Origin of the sequence: Amycolatopsis tolypomycina, assembly GCF_900105945.1 — a bacterium.
Lineage (GTDB): Bacteria > Actinomycetota > Actinomycetes > Mycobacteriales > Pseudonocardiaceae > Amycolatopsis > Amycolatopsis tolypomycina.
Map to the genome: position 1 here is coordinate 5,035,278 of NZ_FNSO01000004.1, position 14,651 is coordinate 5,049,928.

Annotated in this window: 14 protein-coding genes; 4 read left to right on the forward strand and 10 right to left on the reverse strand. The window is 68.9% G+C overall.

Translation table 11 applies throughout. The features are described 5' to 3' along the window. The first annotated feature begins 122 nt into the window (after positions 1-122). The gene (locus BLW76_RS32490; protein WP_091314621.1) at positions 123-734 is read left to right on the forward strand and encodes a hypothetical protein; all 612 of its coding nucleotides are present in this window, start codon (positions 123-125) and stop codon (positions 732-734) included. Positions 735-950: 216 nt separating this feature from the next. Here the strand turns inward: BLW76_RS32490 and BLW76_RS32495 are convergent, their stop codons facing one another. The 7 genes from BLW76_RS32495 to kdpF are packed head-to-tail and all read right to left on the reverse strand — an operon-like array spanning position 951 to position 8,823. Then, positions 951-1,160 carry a hypothetical protein gene (locus BLW76_RS32495; protein WP_091314624.1) on the reverse strand — a complete coding sequence of 70 codons (210 nt, stop codon included), beginning with the start codon at positions 1,158-1,160 and terminating at the stop codon, positions 951-953. Next, positions 1,157-1,852, reverse strand: coding sequence for a response regulator (locus BLW76_RS32500; RefSeq protein ID WP_091314626.1), 696 nt, complete (start codon positions 1,850-1,852; stop codon positions 1,157-1,159). Before BLW76_RS32500 ends, BLW76_RS32495 begins: the two co-directional genes overlap by 4 nt. Next, the gene (locus tag BLW76_RS32505; RefSeq protein ID WP_091314628.1) at positions 1,849-4,359 is read right to left on the reverse strand and encodes a sensor histidine kinase; all 2,511 of its coding nucleotides are present in this window, start codon (positions 4,357-4,359) and stop codon (positions 1,849-1,851) included. Before BLW76_RS32505 ends, BLW76_RS32500 begins: the two co-directional genes overlap by 4 nt. Before the next feature lie 3 nt (positions 4,360-4,362). Then, the gene (gene kdpC / locus BLW76_RS32510) at positions 4,363-4,974 is read right to left on the reverse strand and encodes a K(+)-transporting ATPase subunit C (protein ID WP_167384809.1); all 612 of its coding nucleotides are present in this window, start codon (positions 4,972-4,974) and stop codon (positions 4,363-4,365) included. A 2-nt stretch (positions 4,975-4,976) separates the two neighbouring features. Then, entirely contained in the window at positions 4,977-7,067 is a 2,091-nt protein-coding gene (gene kdpB / locus BLW76_RS32515; protein WP_091314632.1) for a potassium-transporting ATPase subunit KdpB, read from the reverse strand. Then, positions 7,064-8,722 (reverse strand): potassium-transporting ATPase subunit KdpA, encoded by a 1,659-nt coding sequence (gene kdpA, locus BLW76_RS32520; protein ID WP_091314635.1) that lies wholly within the window; start codon positions 8,720-8,722, stop codon positions 7,064-7,066. The genes kdpB and kdpA overlap by 4 nt, the downstream gene beginning before the upstream one ends. Further along, on the reverse strand, positions 8,722-8,823 hold the full coding sequence (gene kdpF / locus BLW76_RS32525) for a K(+)-transporting ATPase subunit F (RefSeq protein WP_020639212.1): 102 nt from the start codon (positions 8,821-8,823) through the stop codon (positions 8,722-8,724). Before kdpF ends, kdpA begins: the two co-directional genes overlap by 1 nt. 419 nt (positions 8,824-9,242) lie before the next feature. On the opposite strand from kdpF, the gene BLW76_RS48050 reads away from it, so the two are divergent. Continuing rightward, entirely contained in the window at positions 9,243-9,422 is a 180-nt protein-coding gene (locus BLW76_RS48050) for a YbaB/EbfC family nucleoid-associated protein (RefSeq protein ID WP_143060729.1), read from the forward strand. On the opposite strand, the gene BLW76_RS32535 is transcribed toward BLW76_RS48050, so the two are convergent. Beyond that, positions 9,412-9,717: a winged helix-turn-helix transcriptional regulator gene (locus tag BLW76_RS32535; RefSeq protein WP_091314639.1), complete on the reverse strand. Its 306-nt coding sequence runs from the start codon at positions 9,715-9,717 to the stop codon at positions 9,412-9,414. The genes BLW76_RS48050 and BLW76_RS32535 overlap by 11 nt on opposite strands. 175 nt (positions 9,718-9,892) lie before the next feature. On the opposite strand from BLW76_RS32535, the gene BLW76_RS32540 reads away from it, so the two are divergent. Further along, positions 9,893-11,896: an APC family permease gene (locus tag BLW76_RS32540; protein WP_091314642.1), complete on the forward strand. Its 2,004-nt coding sequence runs from the start codon at positions 9,893-9,895 to the stop codon at positions 11,894-11,896. Positions 11,897-11,900: 4 nt separating this feature from the next. On the opposite strand, the gene BLW76_RS32545 is transcribed toward BLW76_RS32540, so the two are convergent. Together BLW76_RS32545 and BLW76_RS32550 are read right to left on the reverse strand one after the other, a co-directional pair. Continuing rightward, positions 11,901-12,275 carry a hypothetical protein gene (locus BLW76_RS32545; protein ID WP_091314644.1) on the reverse strand — a complete coding sequence of 125 codons (375 nt, stop codon included), beginning with the start codon at positions 12,273-12,275 and terminating at the stop codon, positions 11,901-11,903. Between the two features lie 521 nt (positions 12,276-12,796). Further along, positions 12,797-13,771, reverse strand: a complete 975-nt coding sequence (locus BLW76_RS32550; protein WP_341866550.1) for a serine hydrolase domain-containing protein — start codon at positions 13,769-13,771, stop codon at positions 12,797-12,799. A gap of 50 nt (positions 13,772-13,821) precedes the next feature. Between BLW76_RS32550 and BLW76_RS50040 the strand changes: the two genes are divergently transcribed. Next, the gene (locus BLW76_RS50040) at positions 13,822-14,064 is read left to right on the forward strand and encodes a hypothetical protein (protein WP_244170738.1); all 243 of its coding nucleotides are present in this window, start codon (positions 13,822-13,824) and stop codon (positions 14,062-14,064) included. Positions 14,065-14,651 lie beyond the last annotated feature (587 nt).

Genomic DNA, 14,651 nt, shown 5'->3' on the forward strand with positions numbered 1-14,651 from the left:
TCCGCTCTGACACGGGCTCCGGCAGGTGGCCAACCCTGAGTTTTCCCCTGATCTCGGAACACTTCCGAACCGCAAACCCTCGCCTTCTCCGACGATCGGGCGACCTGACCAGGGGTGTTGCCATGCTTCGACCGCTCACGAGATCACGCGCCGTCGTCCTCGCCGTCTGGATTCAGCTGCTGACCGCGCTGTCGTTCGTGCTGTCGATCATCGTCGTCTGGACCTCCGGAGCCGATGCACAGGCCGCAGCAGAAGCCGAACTCGCCCGGCAGGGACTGCCCGCGTCCTTGCTCGCCGAGCACGGGGTCAGCTTCGGCTCGAACACCGCCGAGACGCCGTTGCCGGCGGCGATCATCACCGTCCTCGTCGTGCTGGCACGGTTGAACCTGACCGGGCGGCGGGCCGGTCAGGTGCTGTCCTGGGTCTTCCATCCGTTGCTGGCGGTGGCCGGGGCGCTGATCGTGCCGGCTCAGCTGTTCACGGCCACGTTCCTCGCCACGAGCTTCCGGGACTCCGGCGATCCGGTGCTCCGGCAGGTCGACGTCCCGAAGCTGGTCGACGCCGCTCGCGAGGCCATGCCGAGCTGGCTTCCGGTCGTCGACGGCGCGAAGCTGGTCCTGACCACGGCCGGTTCCCTGCTGGTGATCGTCCTGCTGGCGCTACCGGCGTCGCGTGCGTTCTTCCGGGGGCGAAAGCGGATCAATCCAACGTCAAAATCCGAGAGCACAGCGTGAAAGACATGCCGGTGCGACGTGTGCGGGCGGCCACGGCACGCCATCGTTCGGTGACGAAGTTCCGGCGATCCGAAGGATTTCGATGAGCGACCTGGCCTACACGCTGATGCTGATCGGCGGTTTCGTTGCACTGGCTGTGGTGCTCCGTGTGGCGGAACGCTGGTGCCAGGAGCACCCGCGCCGGGACGAGCGGTACTAGCTACGTACGGTTCCTGGCTATTCGCCTTCGATCTCGGCGAGCACCTCGGCCGCGGTCTGGCTGCCTTCGTCGGCGAGCCGGCGGAGTTCGTCGAGGTCTTCTCGTTCGGTGGCGAGCTCGATGAGCAGGTCGACGGCGTCGGAATGCCCGGCGGCAGCCCACCTGCGCAGTTCGGCGGTGTCGCCGCGCGCGGCCGCCAGCTCGATGGCTTCGCTGGGATCGATCACGGTGACTCCTCCGGGACGAAGCGGTACCCGATGCCGGTCTCGGTGATCAGGTACCGCGGGTGGGACGGCTCGGGTTCGAGCTTGCGCCGCAGCTGTGCCATGTAGACGCGCAGATAGTGCCCACGGTCCGCGTAGTCCGGTCCCCAGACCTTGGTCAGCAGATGTTTACCACTGATCAGCGAGTCGGGGTTGCGGACGAGCTGTTCGAGGATGGCCCATTCCGTGCGGGTCAGGTGCACCGCCACGTCACCCCGGCGGACAGTCTTCGATGAGACGTCCACGGTGAACGCGGCGGTCTCGACGACGAGGTCCGGTTCGGGCGGCGCGCCGAGGGCCAGCCGCCGTTCCGCGACGCGCAGGCACGCGAACAGCTCGTCCATCCCGAACGGCTTGGTGACGTAGGTGTCGGCACCGGTGTCGAGGGCCCGGATCTTGTCCGCGGACCGGTCCCGGGCCGAGAGCACGATGATCGGCATCGCGCTCCAGGTCCGCAGCTCGCGGATCACCTCGATGCCGTCGATGTCGGGCAACCCGAGGTCGAGCAGCACCAGGTCCGGGTGCTCGGTCGCCGCGGTCAGCAGCGCCGAGGCACCGTCGGTGGCCGTGACCACGGAGTAGCCGCGGGCGGTGAGGTTGATCCGCAGCGCCCGCACGAGCGCGGTTTCGTCGTCGACCACGAGCACAGACGTCATCGCGTCACCTCCGGCAGGGACACCACGATCGTCAGGCCGCCACCCGGGGTGTCCTCGGCCCGGATGTCCCCGTCCATCGCCTCCACGAACCCCTTCGCGACCGACAGCCCCAGCCCGACACCGGGAGTTGTGTTGCGGTCGCCGAGCCGCTGGAACGGCGCGAACGCCGAATCGGCCGTGCCTTTCGGCAAGCCGGGGCCGTGGTCGACGATCCGCAGCTCGACGCGGCCCCCGTACGCGCTCGCGCGCACGGCGACCTCGCCGCCGCCGTGGCGGAGCGCGTTGTCGATCACGTTGGCGATCGCCCGTTCCAGCAGGCCGGGATCAGCGGTGACCGCGGGCAGCCGGTCGTCGATGTCGACCGCGATCTTCGCGCCGCCGTCCACCGCGGCCAGCGCCGTCGCGACGACCTCGTCGTACCCGACCGGCCGGAGCAGCGGCTGCACCGCGCCGGTCGCCAGGCGCGACGAATCCAGGAGGTTGTCGACCAGCCCGGAAAGCCGGTCCGTCGACTCTTCACCGGCACTCAGCAGTTCCTCGGTGTCCTCTTCGGACAAGCTGATGTCGTGGGCGCGCAGCCCGCCGAAGACGGCCTTGATGGACGTGAGCGGGGTGCGCAGGTCGTGGCCGATGGCCGAGAGCAAGGCCGTCCGCAGCTCGGTGGTTTCCGCCCGCCGCTGTGCCTCCTGCGTCTGCGCGGCCATCCGCTGCTGCCGCAGGGCGAGCAGGGCCTGACCCGCCGCGGCCTCGAGCACCCGCTGGTCGTGTGCCGGCAGCGTCCGGCCGCGCAACGCGAGGTGGACGTCGTCGGTGACCGGGACGTCGACGTCGGCTTCGTCCGGGTCGTCGCACGGCCGTTCCCCCGTGCAGGCCGCGCGGACCCATTCGTCGTCCTGTTTCTCCAGCAGCGAGACGGATTCGAGCCCGAAGTTCTCCCGCACCTTTTCCAGCAGCCGCTGCAGTGGGTCGCCGTCGCCGAGCACGGTCCGTGCGTAGGAGGCCAGCAGCGCGGCCTCGGTCCGGGCCCGCGCGGCGGCGTCGGCCCGGCGGGAGGCCCGGTCGACGACGAGCGCGAAGGCCACCGCGACGACGACCATCGCGATCAGCGTGATGATGTTCTGCTGGGCGTCGACGGTCAGCGTGTACAGCGGCGGGGTGAAGAAGAAGTTCAGCAGCAACGCGCTCGCGATCGACGCGAACAGCGCGGGCCCGAGCCCGCCGACGAGGGCCACGATGATCGTCGCGAGGAAGTAGTCGATCACGTTGGTGGACAGAATCAGCGTCTGCCGCAGCACCACGCCGATCAGCGTCGCCACCGCAGGCAGGAGCAGCGCGAGCGCCCAGCCGAGCACCTGCCGCCGCCGGGCCAGAGAGCTGCGCGGGAACAGCTTCGCGCGCAGGCGCCCGCCGGACTCGTCGTGGGTGACCATGTGCACGTCGATCGGCCCGGACTCCTGCACCACCGTGGCGCCGATGCCCTCGTCGAACAGCCGCGCCACCCGGGAGCGCCGGGACGTGCCCACGACGACCTGCGTCGCGTTCACGCCGCGGGCGAAGTCGAGCAGCGCGGTCGGGACGTCGTCGCCAACCACGGTGTGGAAGGTGGCGCCGACGTCTTCGGCGAGCTTGCGGTACTCGGCGATCGCCTGCGGGGATGCCCCAGCCAGGCCGTCGCCGCGCAGGATCTGGAGCACCAACAGTTCGGCGCCGGCCCGTTTGGCGATGCGGCGGGCCCGCCGGATCAGCGTCTCGCTCTCCCGGCCGCCGCTGATCGCCACGACCACCCGCTCCCGCGCCTCCCACGTGTCGGTGATGTCGCGCTCGCTGCGATAGCGCTGCAGCGCGACGTCGACCTGATCGGCCACCCACAGCAGGGCGAGCTCCCGCAGTGCGGTGAGGTTGCCGGGCCGGAAGTAGTTGCCCAGCGCGGCGTCGATCCGGTTGGCCGGGTAGACGTTGCCGTGCGCGAGCCGCCGCCGCAGCGCCTCGGGCGTGATGTCGACCAGTTCGAGTTGCTCGGCGCGGCGGACGACCTCGTCCGGGACGGTCTCCTGCTGGGCGATGCCGGTGATCCGCTCGACGACGTCGTTGAGACTCTCCAGGTGCTGCACGTTCACCGTCGAGAGCACGTCGATCCCGGCGTCCAGGAGTTCCTCGATGTCCTGCCAGCGCTTCTCGTTGCGCGAGCCGGCCACGTTGGTGTGCGCCAGCTCGTCCACGACCGCGACTTCCGGGGCGCGGGCGAGGATCGCATCGACGTCCATCTCCTCAAAGTCGTGCCCGCGGTAGGCCAGCGTGTGCCGCGGGACAGCTTCGAGCCCGTCCAGGAGCTCAGCGGTCTTGCGCCGGCCGTGCGTCTCCACCAGGCCGACGACGACGTCGGTGCCGCGGCCGAGCCGGCGGCGGGCCTCCCCGAGCATGGCGAAGGTCTTCCCCACGCCCGGGGCGGCCCCCAGGTAGATCCGCAGCTCACCGCGACGGCGCTTGCCCGCGTCCGCTGTCGTCACCGGTCAGTGCCTGGCCGCCGCGACGGCGAGGTTGAGCTGCAGCACGGTGACCGCCGGGTCGCCGAGCACGCCGAGCCCACGCCCGGTCGTGTTCTCGGCGACGAGCTTGCGGACCTCGTCCTCGCTCAGGCCGTTCTCCCGTGCGACCCGCGGCACCTGCAGCTCGGCGTAGGCCGGGCTGATCTGCGGATCGAGGCCCGAGGCCGACGCGGTGACGGCGTCGGCCGGGATCTTCGAGACGTCGACGCCTTCGCGCTTGGCGATCAGCTCCTGCCGCTGCTTGACCAGCGCGAGCAGGTCGTCGTTGCCGGTGCCCTTGTTCGACGCACCCGAGGTGGACGGGTCACCCGGGCCGAGCGGGTCCTTCGACCCCGCCGAGGGCCGGTTGTGGAAGTACGGGTCGTGGGCCGGGTCCTTCGCCACCGGGTCGACGCCGATCAGCGACGACCCGACGGCTTGCCCGTTCTGCGTGACGATCGAGCCTTCGGCCTGGTCCGAGAGGCCGGGGATCCGGGCCACCGCCCAGACGGCCAGGGGGTAGACGACGCCCAGCAGCACGGTCAGCACCAGCAGCATCTTCAGGCCGGCGACGGTCTGCTTGTACAGCACCTTCATGATCACATTCCCGGAATCAGTCGGACGAGCAGGTCGATCAGCCAGATCCCGGCGAACGGCGTCACGATGCCGCCGAGGCCGTAGATCAGCAGGTTGCGTCGCAGCAGCGCCTTCGCGGTGGAGGGCTTGTACCGCACGCCACGCAGCGCCAGCGGGATCAGCGCCACGATGATCAGCGCGTTGAAGATGACCGCGGACAGGATCGCCGAGTTCGGCGAGTGCAGCCGCATGATGTTGAGCGTGTCGAGCTGCGGGTAGATCGCCGCGAACATCGCGGGCAGGATCGCGAAGTACTTCGCCAGGTCGTTGGCGATGGAGAACGTCGTCAGCGCACCGCGGGTGATGAGCAGCTGCTTGCCGATCTCGACGATCTCGATCAGCTTCGTCGGGTTGGAGTCGAGGTCGACCATGTTGCCGGCCTCCTTGGCCGCCATGGTCCCGGTGTTCATCGCCACCCCGACGTCCGCTTGCGCGAGGGCGGGGGCGTCGTTGGTGCCGTCGCCGGTCATCGCGACCAGCCGGCCACCCTCCTGCTCCTTCTTGATCAGCGCCATCTTGTCTTCGGGCTTGGCCTCGGCCAGGAAGTCGTCGACGCCGGCCTCCGCGGCGATCGCCCGCGCGGTGAGCGGGTTGTCCCCGGTGATCATGACGGTCTTGATGCCCATCGTGCGCAGCTCGGCGAAGCGCTCCTTCATGCCGGGCTTGACGACGTCGGACAGCCGGATCACCCCTCGCACGGCGGCGACGCCTTCGACTTGTTCGGCGACGACGAGCGGGGTACCACCTTCGGCGCTGATCGTGTCGACGATGGTGTGCACCTCGTCCGGCACGGTGCCACCGTGCTCCGCGACCCAGGCCCGCACGGCGCTGGCGGCGCCCTTGCGGACGATCCGGCCGTTCAGGTCGATGCCGGACATCCGGGTCTGCGCGGTGAACGGCACGAATTCGCCGGACTTCTCCGCTTCGTTCGGCTCGGCCGCGAGGTCGTGCTCGCGGCCGCACAGGTCGACGATGCTGCGGCCTTCGGGCGTGCCGTCGGCCAGGCTCGAGAGCCGCGCCGCGATCGCCAGGTCCTCCACCGTGGACGATCCGGCGGGCAGCAACTCGGTCGCCTGGCGGTTGCCGAAGGTGATCGTGCCGGTCTTGTCCAGCAGCAGCGTCGATACGTCGCCGGCGGCCTCGACCGCGCGGCCGCTGGTCGCCAGCACGTTGCGCTGGACCAGGCGGTCCATGCCCGCGATGCCGATGGCGCTCAGCAGGGCGCCGATCGTCGTGGGGATCAGGCAAACCAGCAGTGCGGTCAGCACGATCACCGAGACCAGGCCGCCCGAGTAGCCGGCCATCGGCTGCAGCGCCACGACCGCGAGGACGAAGATGATCGTCAGCACGGCCAGCAGGATGGTCAGCGCGATCTCGTTCGGCGTCTTCTGCCGCGAAGCGCCCTCCACCAAGGCGATCATGCGGTCCACGAAGGACTCGCCCGGCTTGGTCGTGATCTTGACGACGATCCGGTCGCTCAGCACGGTCGTGCCGCCGGTGACCGCGGACCGGTCGCCGCCGGACTCGCGGATGACCGGGGCCGACTCACCCGTGATGGCCGACTCGTCGACGGTCGCGATGCCCTCGACGACGTCGCCGTCACCCGGGATCACCTCGCCCGCCTCGACGACCACCAGGTCACCGATCCGCAGGTCGACGCCCGGTACACGCTCCTCGGAACCGTCCTCGGTCAGGCGGCGGGCGACGGTCTCCTTCTTGGTCTTGCGGAGGGACTCGGCTTGGGCCTTGCCACGGCCTTCGGCGACAGCTTCGGCGAGGTTGGCGAACAGGACGGTGAACCACAGCCACAGCGCGACGCCGATGTTGAACACGCCCGGGTCGGTGATCGCGAAGACGGTCACCAGCACCGACCCGACCCAGACCACGAACATGACGGGGTTGCGCAGCTGGTGGCGCGGGCTGAGCTTGCGGAAGGCGTCCGGCAGGGACGTCCAGAGCTGGCGGGGGTTGAACACGCCCGCGCCGACCCGGCCGGCGTTCTCGACGTGGTGCTGGGTGGCTTCCTCGGGGGTGCGGTCGGTGGTCATGGTCATGCGAGAGCCTCGGCAATCGGCCCGAGGGCCAGGGCGGGGATGAAGGTCAGGGCCGCGACCAGCACAACCGTGCCGGCGAGCATCGTCGCGAACAGCGGGCTGGTGGTCGGCAGCGTGCCGGCGGTCTCCGGCACCTTCTTCTGCGCGGCCAGCGAACCGGCCAAGCAGAGCACAGCGAGGATGGGGATGAACCGGCCCAGCGCCATGCAGACACCGAGAGTCGACTGGTACCAGTCGTTGGTCACGGTGATTCCGGCGAAGGCGCTGCCGTTGTTGTTGCTGGCCGAGGTGTAGGCGTAGAGCAGCTCGGAGAAGCCGTGCGCGCCCGGGTTGTTGAACGCGGCGGTGTTGCCCGGGATCAGCAGGGCTGCGCCCGCGCCGATCAGCACCACGGCAGGCATGGCCAGCATCGCGATCGAGGCGCAGGTGACCTCACGCTTGCCGAGCTTCTTGCCCAGGTACTCCGGCGTGCGCCCGACCATCAGGCCGGCCAGGAACATGGCGATGATCGCCATCACCAGGATGCTGTAGAGGCCGGTGCCGACACCGCCGGGCGAGAGCTCGCCGAACATCATGTTCAGCAGCGTCCCGAAGCCGCCGAGCCCGGTGAAGCTGTCGTGCATCGAGTTCACCGCACCGGTCGACGTGCCGGTCGTCGAGTCGGCGAACAACGCCGACCCCGCGATCCCGAAGCGGGTTTCCTTGCCCTCCAGGGCCGCGCCGGCCAGCCTGGCAGCCGCACCGTTCGCGTGCGTCTCGCCCCACCAGATCACCGCGAGCATCCCAGCCCACAACGCACCCATGACGCTGAGGAGGACGTAACCCTGCTTGGTGTTGCCCACCAGCTTGCCGAAGGTGCGGGTCAGGGCGACCGGGATCACCAGCAGCAGGAAGATCTCGATCAGGTTGGACCACGAGTTCGGGTTCTCGAACGGGTGGGCGGAGTTGGCGTTGAAGATGCCGCCGCCGTTGGTGCCGATCTCCTTGATCGCCTCCTGGCTCGCCGCCGGCGCGAGCGCGATGGTGCTGGCCGAGCCGTCCGGGTTGAGCACCGAGACGCCGGACTTGAGGCTCTGCACCACGCCGAGCGCGACCAGCACGATCGCGAAGAGGAACGACAGCGGCAGCAGGATCCGGACCGTGCCGCGGGTCAGGTCGACCCAGAAGTTGCCGAGCCGGTCGCTCTGCGAGCGGACGAACGCACGGGTCAGCGCGATCGCCACCGCCAGGCCGACGCCGGCGGAGACGAAGTTCTGCACGGTCAGCCCGGCCATCTGGACCACGTGGCCCATGACGCCCTCGGGGACGTAGGACTGCCAGTTCGTGTTGGTGACGAAACTGATCGCGGTGTTGAAGGCGACCCCGGGGTCGACGGTGCGGCCGAAGTTCAGCGGCAGCAGCGGCTGAATGCGCTGCAGCAGGTAGAGGAACAGCACCGAGACGAACGAGAAGCCCAGCACGCCCGAGGCATAGGTCTTCCAGTGCTGCTCGGACTCCGGATCCGCGCGCACGATCTTGTAAACGGCCTTCTCCAGCCGCCAATGTTTCGTGCTCGTGAACACGCGGTGCATGTAGTCGCCCAGCGGCCGGTACACCAGCGCCAGGGCGAGCAGGAGGAGGCCGACCTGTCCCAGGCCGGCCCACGTCGAGGACATCAGAACTTCTCCGGTTTGATCAGCGCGATGAACAGGTAGACGATCAGGGCCAACGCCAGGACGCCGCCGACGACGTTGGCGACCACGCCGGTGCCGCTCACAACCGCTCCAATCCACGCAGGGTCAAGGCCAGCACGGCGAACACCACGATCGCCAGCAGCACATAGGCCAGATCGGCCATCGCACTGCTCCTTTCTCACGCACGACAAACCCGAGGTCGACCAGAATGGTGACCGGGCTTGCGGAAGCCTGCCTCCCGGATCTCCCGTTCGGATGTCACCTGACAGAGTCTTGATGCCTTGCCACGGCGCGTTGACGCGTTCTTGACGGAGCGCCGGATGTCCATTCCGGACTTGGTCACAACTCGGCGTCGACGGGGTGAACGGCTCGCATCGCGGGGAATTCGGGGCCACTCTTGAACGATCACGTCTTCAGCCCGATCCGGATCTCATCCCGGGAGTTCTCCTTGGCAGCCGACCCCGAGCTCCGCACGTCCCTTCCCCGCCAGAGCAGCGTCCAGGTGAGCCACAGCAGTCACGACGGCGCTATCTCGGTCGTCGTGACCCTCGACGGCCAGGTGCGCGATCTGCAACTGGCCGACACCGTGTCCACCCGCCCGGCGGCCCAGCTGGCGCGCGACATCCTCGAGTGCATCCACGACGCGCAGGCCTTGTTCGACCTGGGCCCGGCTACCCGTTGAGGTAGCGCTCGTACACCTCGACCCACACGTCCAATTCAGACAATCCGGCAACAAACCGGTGGCCGACGGCGGTGAGGGAGAACATCACCTCATCGCCCGGCCGGCCGTCCCAGGTACCCACCACTGAACGTCGGATCGCGCCTTCGGCCGCCAGCGCCCGCAACGCGGGGGCGAGCACTCGCCGCGGGACCGCCCGGCGCAGCGCGGCGACGGTACGGGCGCCGGACGCGAGTTCGTCGAGCAGCTCCACCGCACCGGGGCAGCGGATCACGCGCGTGAGACCAGCTTCGGCCATGGCAGCTCCCGGGGACGATGTGCCGGAACCGTAGGCAGGTGACCGCGGAGGACCAGCGCCGTTGACGAGAACCTGACGATCACCCGGGCGACACTTACGATTTCCCTACGCCGATGCTCGCATCTTGACGGTTTCTCTACGCCGATCCGCCGCGGCACCAGGCACGCTGCGATGTGTGCCAGCACCCACGTCATGGCTCAAACGGCTGGTACTCGGACGGCCGTTCCGGAGCGACACCCTCGGCGAGACCCTGCTGCCCAAATGGCTCGCGCTGCCGATCTTCGCCAGTGACCCGCTGTCGTCGGTCGCCTACGCGACCCAGGAGATCCTGCTCATCCTGAGCATCGGCGGCCTGGCGTACCTCACACTCGCGCCGTGGATCGGCCTCGCGGTCGCTGTGCTGCTGACCGTCGTCGTGATCTCCTACCGCCAGGTCGTGAAGGCCTACCCCAGTGGCGGTGGCTCCTACGAAGTCGCTTCACGCAACCTCGGGAGCTCCGCGGGACTCGTCGTCGCCGGCGCCCTGATGGTCGACTACATCATGACGGTCGCGGTATCGGTGGCGTCCGGTGTGGACAACATCATCTCCGCGGTGCCCGAGCTCAACGACCACCGCATCGCCTTGAACCTGGGCTTCATCGTGGTGCTGATGGCGATGAACCTGCGCGGCATCCGGGAGTCCGGCCGCGCGTTCGCCATCCCGACCTACCTGTTCATCGGCGGGGTCGTGCTGATGATCGCGCTCGGCCTCGGCCAGGCCGTCGCCGGCCACGCGCCGGTCGCCGAGAGCGCCGGCTACGAAGTCCGCCCCGAACAGGTCGGACTGACCGGCCTGGCACTGGTGTTCCTGCTGCTGCGGTCGTTCTCCTCCGGCTGCACCGCGCTCACCGGTGTCGAAGCGATCTCCAACGGCGTGCCCGCGTTCCGCAAACCCAAGAGCGCCAACGCCGCGCGCACCATGACGGCGATGGGCGTCATCGCCGTCACCATGTTCGGCGGCATCACCGCGCTGGCCATGATCAGCCACGTGCGGATCGCCGAGAACACCTGCGACCTCACCGGGTTCCGCGGCGACTGCACCACCGACCCGCAGCGCACGGTGATCAGCCAGATCGCCGCCGCGGTGTTCGGCGGCGACCACTCGGTGCTGTTCTACTTCCTCCAGGCCGCCACCGCGCTGATCCTGATCCTCGCGGCGAACACCGCGTTCAACGGGTTCCCGCTGCTGGCCTCGATCCTGGCCCAGGACCGCTACCTGCCCCGCCAGCTGCACACCCGCGGCGACCGGCTCGCCTTCTCCAACGGGATCGTCGCGCTCGCGGTCGTCGCCGGGATCCTGATCTTCGCCTTCGACGGCTCGACCACCCGCCTGATCCAGCTCTACATCCTCGGCGTCTTCACGTCGTTCACGCTGTGCCAGGCCGGCATGGTTCGGCACTGGAACCGCGCGCTGGCCGACAGCACCGACGCCCGCGAACGCCGGTCGATCCACCGTTCCCGGCTGATCAACGCCGTCGGTGCGGTGCTCACCGCCGTGGTCCTGGTAGTCGTGATGATCACCAAGTTCACCCACGGCGCCTACCTCGTCGTCATCGCCATCCCGGTGCTCTATGTCCTCATGCGGGGCATCCACCGCCACTACACCCACGTCCGCGAGGAACTCCAGCCCGACGACGAGTTCGAATTGCTCCCGAGCCGCGTCCACGCGATCGTGCTCGTGTCCACATTGCACAAGCCCAGCCAGCGCGCGATCGCGTTCGGCCGTGCTACCCGCCCCGACACGCTCAGCGCCATCACCGTCAACGTCGACGATGCCGACACCCGCGAACTGCAACGACAGTGGGAACAGCGCTCGATGAAGATCCCGCTCAAGGTGATCGAATCCCCCTACCGCGAGATCACCCGCCCCATCGTCCAGTACATCAAGAACCTCCGCCGCGACAGCCCCCGCGACGTGGTCTGCATCTACATCCCCGAATACGTCGTCGGCCGCTGGTGGGAGAACGTCCTCCACAACCAGAGCTCCCTGCGGCTCAAGGGACGTCTCCTGTTCGAGCCCGGGGTGATGGTGACGAGCGTGCCGTGGCAGCTCAGCTCCACCAACCGCCGCGACCTCCAGCGCGTCCGCCCCCTCCCCGGCGACATCCGCCGCGGCGTCACCACCCAGCGCCGATCCTGACCGCTCACCCGCTCGGGTGTGGTATCGAGTCACCCTGTCGCGGAAGCGGGATGGTCACCTGGCCGACGTGATTGTGTTCGTGCGCCGGAACGCGGGCCGCGCGCAGAGTGGATGCGAAACCCAGCGCGGTGAGGGCGCACAAGCCCAGCACGAGCGCGGCATGGCCGGCTTGGGGCGTGAAGACCGGCTCGCCGTTCCGGTCGAGGACGAAACCGATGTCGAGCGCCCAGCAGACGGCCGCAGTCGCCAAGGTGGCCCAGACGGTCGTGACCATGGCGATCGCGTCGACCACCGCCACCATCGCGACAAGCGAGATGATCGGAACGCTCCTGGCACCGGCGGCGACCGACAACACTGTGGCGGTCGCGCCAAGCGCCATTCCGAGCGCGATCCCGAACCCCGCTGGGACAGGCGGAGCTATGCGCATGTCGGCAAGTTCAGCCGGTCGCGGGCGTGGCGGCGATGCTGCATACGTGTTCCGGACGGGGCAGCGGCCGTTATTGATGTTTTGTTGTCACCGCCTTCGAACAGAATTTCGTGCGGATTCGATGATCAGGTGGCCGCCGCGGCCGGCTCAGCAGCCGTGGCAGCCGGTCGCCGAGACGCTCCGGAATCGGTCGGCGTGCTGTTCGCCGAAGGCAAGATCCGGTCGTCCGGACCGCCGCTCAGGCCGTGGTCCGGCGCGTGGTCGACAAGTTTGCCGGCCGAGTGCCTGTGGTCCGGCGAACTGTGCGCAGCGGTCGCGCCCAGCCCGCGAACGGCCCACACCCCGGCCGGGCGCGCTACCTGCTCAGCCCGGTCCTTTCCCGAGCGAGCCGCCCCGGTTGAGCGCGAGATCCGTTCACATCGGTGGCACGATGCAGCGCCAGGCGTCGCCATGACACCTGGCGCTGCCGGCCTTCAGGCGGTACAGAATTCTTTTTGCAGCAGGCTTTGCACAGCCTTCTGGTAAGCCGCCGTGGGGGCGATCCCGGTGTCCACGTAGGTCACCGATGCCTGCAGCGTCTTCCTGCCGTCGGGTGTGCTGTACACCAGGGTTCCGTAGCCTTGGACGCTGCCGTTGTGCGTCAGCAGCATTTCACCGCTGCAGTTCGCGTCCGCGTGCAGCTCGAAGATCCCGAGGCCGTAGTCGCTCGTCGAGTCGGGAGTCGCGTGCGGCTTCAGCATCTCGGCCAGCTGCGGGGCGGGGAGGAGCTTTCCGCCCAGCAGCGCGGAGAAGAACCTGCCGAGGTCCTTGGTCGTCGAGATCATCTCGCCGGCGCTGGAGATCCAGGAGGGGTTCTGCCGGCTGATGTCGACCGTCTTCTCCTGCCCGCCGTCGGAGTACCGGTAGTAGGCGTGGGCGTGCGGCCCGGGCAGCTCCGGCGAGGTGCCCGGCACCACCGTGTCACGCAGCCCGAGCGGACGCAGCACCCGCCGTTGCATCTCGTCGGCGTAGGAGTGACCGGTGACCTTCTCGATCAGCAGCCGGGCGACGACGTAGTTGGTGTTGGCGTAGCTCCAGCCGGTGCCCGGCGCGAACCGCGCTGGCCTGGCCAGCGAGTACCGCACGAGGTCCTGCGGCGGGTAGGTGTGGAACCGGTTGTCCACCCACTCCTTACCCGACCACGGGATCCCCGGTGCGACCGTCCCGTCGTCGTAGTACTCGCCGGTGTAGTTGAACAGTCCACTGGTGTGCTGCGGCAGCATCCGCACCGTGATCCGCCGGTCGAAGCCGAAGTCGGGCAGGTATCCGGCGACCGGGGCGTCCAGCCCGATCCGGCCGTCGGCCACCAGCTGTAGCACCAGGACCGCGGTGAAGGTCTTGGTGGTGCTGCCGATCCGGAACCGCCCGTCCGTCGGCGGTTGCGCGGTCCCGCCCAGCGCGCGACCCAGCGCTGCCGGTCCAGTCGCCGCGCCGGTCGTGCACCCGCAGCTGCACCCCGGTGAACCCGGAGTCGACGATCTCCTGGATCGCCGCCCGCAGCTCCGGCCGGTCCGGCCCGGCAGCGGCGACCGGGGCGACCACCCCGGCCAGCAGCGTGACGGCCAGCGCCGTCACCCCCACGCGCCGCAACACCCGCGCCCTGTTCACCCTGCTCATGTTCCGAACCTCTCGTTCGTCGTCGCTCGCCGTCACGACAACCACGGTCACGGAACGCGCTGACGCGAAGAAGACATCGCGCTGACACGGTGCTACTTCTCCGCGGCGAGGGGTCGATCTACATCATCCTGGACAATCTCTCCGCCCACCGCGGCCAGCCGATCCGCACCCGGGCGGCCCGCAACAAGGTCGAGCTGTGCTTCACCCCCGACCTACTCGTCATGGGCCAACCCGATCGAGGCGCACTTCGGGCCGCTGCGCAAGTTCGTCATCGCCGGATCGAACCACACCAACCACCCGGTGCTGGCTCGTCGATTGCACGACTATCTGCCCTGGCGCAACGCCAACGCCCGCCACCCTGACCTGCTCACCGCACAACGTCGTGAACGCGCACGAGTCCGCAGCGAGAAGGGCATCCGCTGGGGCGGGCAACACCTCACCCCAGCCGCCTGACCAACCCGGCGAACCTATCTGGAAAGGGCACTTAGCGTCCTCACCCATGCGTTGATCGCTTCAGCCTCGCCGCGTACGTCGTTATACGGGATCGTTCAGCCGATCCGTTGCGCCGAACGGGCGAACGAACTCGAACACGCCGTCATAAGGTGCCCGCCTCGCCATCGGTCCAACGTGCATCCGCATCAACAACACCCAGCTCTGTTCCCTCCAGCGGAC